A 3,537-nucleotide genomic window follows, 5' to 3' on the forward strand; every position below is an offset into this window, starting at 1 on the left:
CAACATGGTGATGGCGGCAGGCAATCTGGTCAGCGACCAGGAACTGACCGAGATCAACACGCAGCTTGCGGCGGCGCAGAGCCGCACCGCGGCGCTGAAGGCGCAGGTCGACCAGATGCGCCGGCAGAGCGGCACGCCGGACGCAACTTCGGAAGCAATGCGCTCGGCGGTGATCTCGAGCCTGCGGGCGCAAGAGGCGACGTTGGTCGACCAGGTCTCGCAGCTCGGCACGGAGTTGGGGCCGCGTCATCCCTCGCTGATCGCAGCCCAGCAGCAACTGCGCGACACGCGCCAGCTGATCGCGCGCGAACTTGGCCGCATCGCCACCGCCACCGAGACCGACTACGAACGGGCGCTGGCCAACCAGCAGGCGCTGGAAGCCAAGGTCGCCGGCATGAAGAGCAAGTCGCTCGACACCGATCAGGCCTCGGTGCGGCTGCGCGAACTGCAGCGCGACCTCGAGGCGCTGCGTTCCGTCTACTCGAACTATCTCCAGCGCGCCCAGGAGACGCGCGAGCAGATCAATGTCGACAGCACCAATGCGCGCATCATCTCCAACGCCATGCCCGCCTTGAAGAAGAGCTGGCCGCCTCTGCCGCTGCTGTTGCTGGGCGCGATATTCGGCGGCCTTGGGCTCGGCACCGGTCTGGCGCTGATCGCCGAATATTCCTCGCCGACGGTGCTTTCCAGCGCCCAGATGCAGTCGGCCATCGACGCGCCGGTGCTGGGCGTGGTGCCGGCAAAGTCGGACACAGGCCGGCGCTGGTGGCCTTTCGGCGGGGCGCGCGCCGCCGCCTCCAGCCAGAAGACCGATGCCGTCGTCGGCCTTGCGCTGAGGCGCATGTTCAGTTCGGGCCAGCGTCCGGCGGACTGGCCGCTGGTGCCTTCCATCTTGGTGACATCGTCGCCGGGCGAGGGCGCGCAGCGTAGCCGGGTGGCGCGGCTGCTGGCCAATGCCGCGGCATCCAGGGGTAGCCGTGTGCTGTTCATCGATGCCAATGCTGGCGGCGGCGGCCAGAAGGATCCGCAGCCGGGGATCCTCGATGTTCTGCGCGGCGAGTACGCGTTCGAGGCCGTCAGCCATTACGCCGCCGGCAGCAACGTTGCCGTGCTGGGCAGGGGCCGCTCAAAGGCGGTCTTCCAGGAAGCGCATGGCATCTATTTTGCGCAGCAGATGCTGGCGCGGGCCAGCCGGAGCTTCGACCTCGTCGTCATCGACGGTGGCGCGCTGGCCGACAATCTCAATGCCTCGCCGCTGGTCGCCATGGCCGACGAGATCGTGCTCGTCGCCACGCTGAACGCCACCCCGATGCGCGACGTCACGACGACTTCGCAGGCGGTCTCCGTCATGGGGCGCCTGCCGACAGCCGCCTTGCTGGTCGACGAGGCCGCCTGATATGGCGGCCAGTTGGAGCGCAAGCGCTTCGAACCTTGGTGCTGCCGCACCCCGCGCCGGCACGCCCATCTCCGGCACCTCGGTCGATGCACTGACGCGCTTCGGACTGATCGCGGCGGTAGCGGTGCTGTTCAGCATCTCGGGGGGCATGCTGTGGCTGGTCGGCTACAATTATGATGGCCTGTTCGGCAACCCGGCGACCAAGATCCACCCGTCCACCTATCTCATCGTCCTGCTGCTTGCCTGGCGCTCCTGCGCATCAGGCAATCCGGTCGGCCATATCGTCCATCTCGCCGACAGGCGGCCGGCCAGCGCGCTGATGGCCGCCATATCGATCGTGCTTCTGGTCGTCGTCATCGCCAGGCAGCGGCCCGGTATGGCCGGCATGATCGATACGTTCGTGGCTGCGGCACTTCTCGTGCTGATGCTCAGCGAGGACGACGAACGGACCTTCGCCGGGCTGCAGACCGTCGTCCACGTGGTCATGACGGCGAATGCCTTGCTTGCCCTTTTCGAGTTCGCCACCAAAACGCTTATCTTCCCCTATCGCCTCGACGGCGTGGCGTTTACCACCGATCTGCGCTCGAGCGCGCTGCAGGGGCATCCGCTTGCCAATGCCATGGTGACGTCGATCTATGTGCTTGCGCTGCTCTCCGGTGCCAGATCCCTGTCGATGCCTGTGCGGATAGGGTTGATCGGCTTGCAATGCGCGGCACTCGTCGCCTTCGGCGGCCGCACGGCGATGGTGACGACGGTGGTGCTCGGCGGCTGCTACCTGCTTTTTCAGGGCATCACCAAATTGCGCCAGGGCCGCGTCAATCTCCTGGGTGCGGCACTCGGCTTCATGCTCGCCGCCCTGCTGCCGGTCGTCATCATTGTGGCGGCATATCTGGGCTTTTTCGACGCGCTGCTGGAGCGCTTCGTGTCGGACAGCGGCAGCGCCAATGCCCGGGTCGAGATGTTCGAGCTCTTCAAGCACCTGGAATTGCGCGATCTGATCGTGGGGCCGGATGTCGACCTGATCGACAGCCTGCGCCGCATCAACGGTCTCGAACAGGGCATCGAGAACCCGATCATCCGCACGGTCCTTTATCAGGGCGCCTTCTTCACGCTTTTGCTGACGTTCGGCTTCGTGCTGTTCCTGTTCGAGGTGGCGCGCCGCTGCCATCCCGGCATCTGGCTGCCGATGCTGGGCTGGGTCATCCTGATCAACACTTCGGAAAGCGTCGCGTCGAAGACGACGCTGCTGACCAAGTTCGTGGTGCTGGCATTGGTGCTCTATCGGCCGGCGCGGGCAGCGTTCAGGCCGGTCAGTCCGCCGGCATGGTCAGGCCAAGCGCCGCGATGATATCGGGGTCCAGCGCCCGGGTGGTGTCGTCCATCATGCCCATGCCATCGAAGAGATCCCACAGTGCCCAGGCGAAGCCGAGTTCCTCGGCGCTCCGCCTCACATCGGCGATGTAGCGCCCGCGATCCGGATTGGGCGCGGCGACATAGCGGGCGTCGGTGCGCAGCGCGCCGAACTCGCCCATGATGATGCGTTCCGGCGCAAGGCTATGGCCATCGGCCCAATCGCGGACCTGGCGAAGATATTTGTCGACAAACCAGCGGTCGGGCTGGGCGTCGAAATAGACTTTCAGCACACGCTCGGTCTCGGCATAGGCTGCTTGCTTGGCGTCTTCAGGGGTTTCGGTGTCCTGCGCCATGCGCGCCCTGACCGATGCCAGCGTCTGTTGCAGCGAGCCGGCGGATGCCGGCCACGGCACATTGTTGAGCGACCGATAGACCGGCTCGCGCATCCAGGGCGCGCCCTGATGGCTGAACAGATAGGGCTCATAGAAATGGAAGGTGAACAGGATCGGCTCGAAGGGCGACAGCGGGCCCGGATCGAGCGCGGTCAGTCCGCTCGCCATCGAGCCGCAGCCTCCGGTGACGACCAACGGCAGGGTCGCTGCCGATGCCCTTGCCGCGGTCAGAAGCGCGAGCTGGATTTGCAACCAGACGTTCGACGCGCAGGCCTGCGCCGGTTCGTTGACCGGCTCGAGCGCCACCCTGCCGGGCTGGAACCGCGCCAGCCTGCCGGCAAGCTCGCCGACCAGCCCGCGATAGAGATCGAAAGCGGGTGCGGCGGTGCTGGAGAC

General features: G+C 66.2%; 3 protein-coding genes. 2 read left to right on the forward strand and 1 reads right to left on the reverse strand.

From position 1 onward, the window contains the following. Positions 1 to 1,396 (forward strand): GNVR domain-containing protein (locus EN932_RS31650; protein ID WP_128369349.1); only part of this gene is annotated, 1,396 nt, incomplete at its 5' end. A gap of 1 nt (position 1,397) precedes the next feature. Continuing rightward, the gene (locus EN932_RS31655; protein WP_127369054.1) at positions 1,398 to 2,744 is read left to right on the forward strand and encodes a VpsF family polysaccharide biosynthesis protein; all 1,347 of its coding nucleotides are present in this window, start codon (positions 1,398 to 1,400) and stop codon (positions 2,742 to 2,744) included. Here the strand turns inward: EN932_RS31655 and EN932_RS31660 are convergent. Next, on the reverse strand, positions 2,707 to 3,537 hold an 831-nt coding region (locus EN932_RS31660; RefSeq protein ID WP_128369350.1), incomplete at its 5' end, for a cellulase family glycosylhydrolase. The two genes, EN932_RS31655 and EN932_RS31660, sit on opposite strands and share 38 nt — an antisense overlap.

Origin of the sequence: Mesorhizobium sp. M7A.F.Ca.US.002.01.1.1, from assembly GCF_004022955.1 — a bacterium.
Classification (GTDB): domain Bacteria; phylum Pseudomonadota; class Alphaproteobacteria; order Rhizobiales; family Rhizobiaceae; genus Mesorhizobium; species Mesorhizobium ciceri.

Coding starts and splice junctions, on each gene's coding strand:
- EN932_RS31655 (WP_127369054.1), top strand. CDS start 1,398: ATGGCGGCCAGTTGGAGCGCAAGCGCTTCGAACCTTGGTGCTGCCGCA.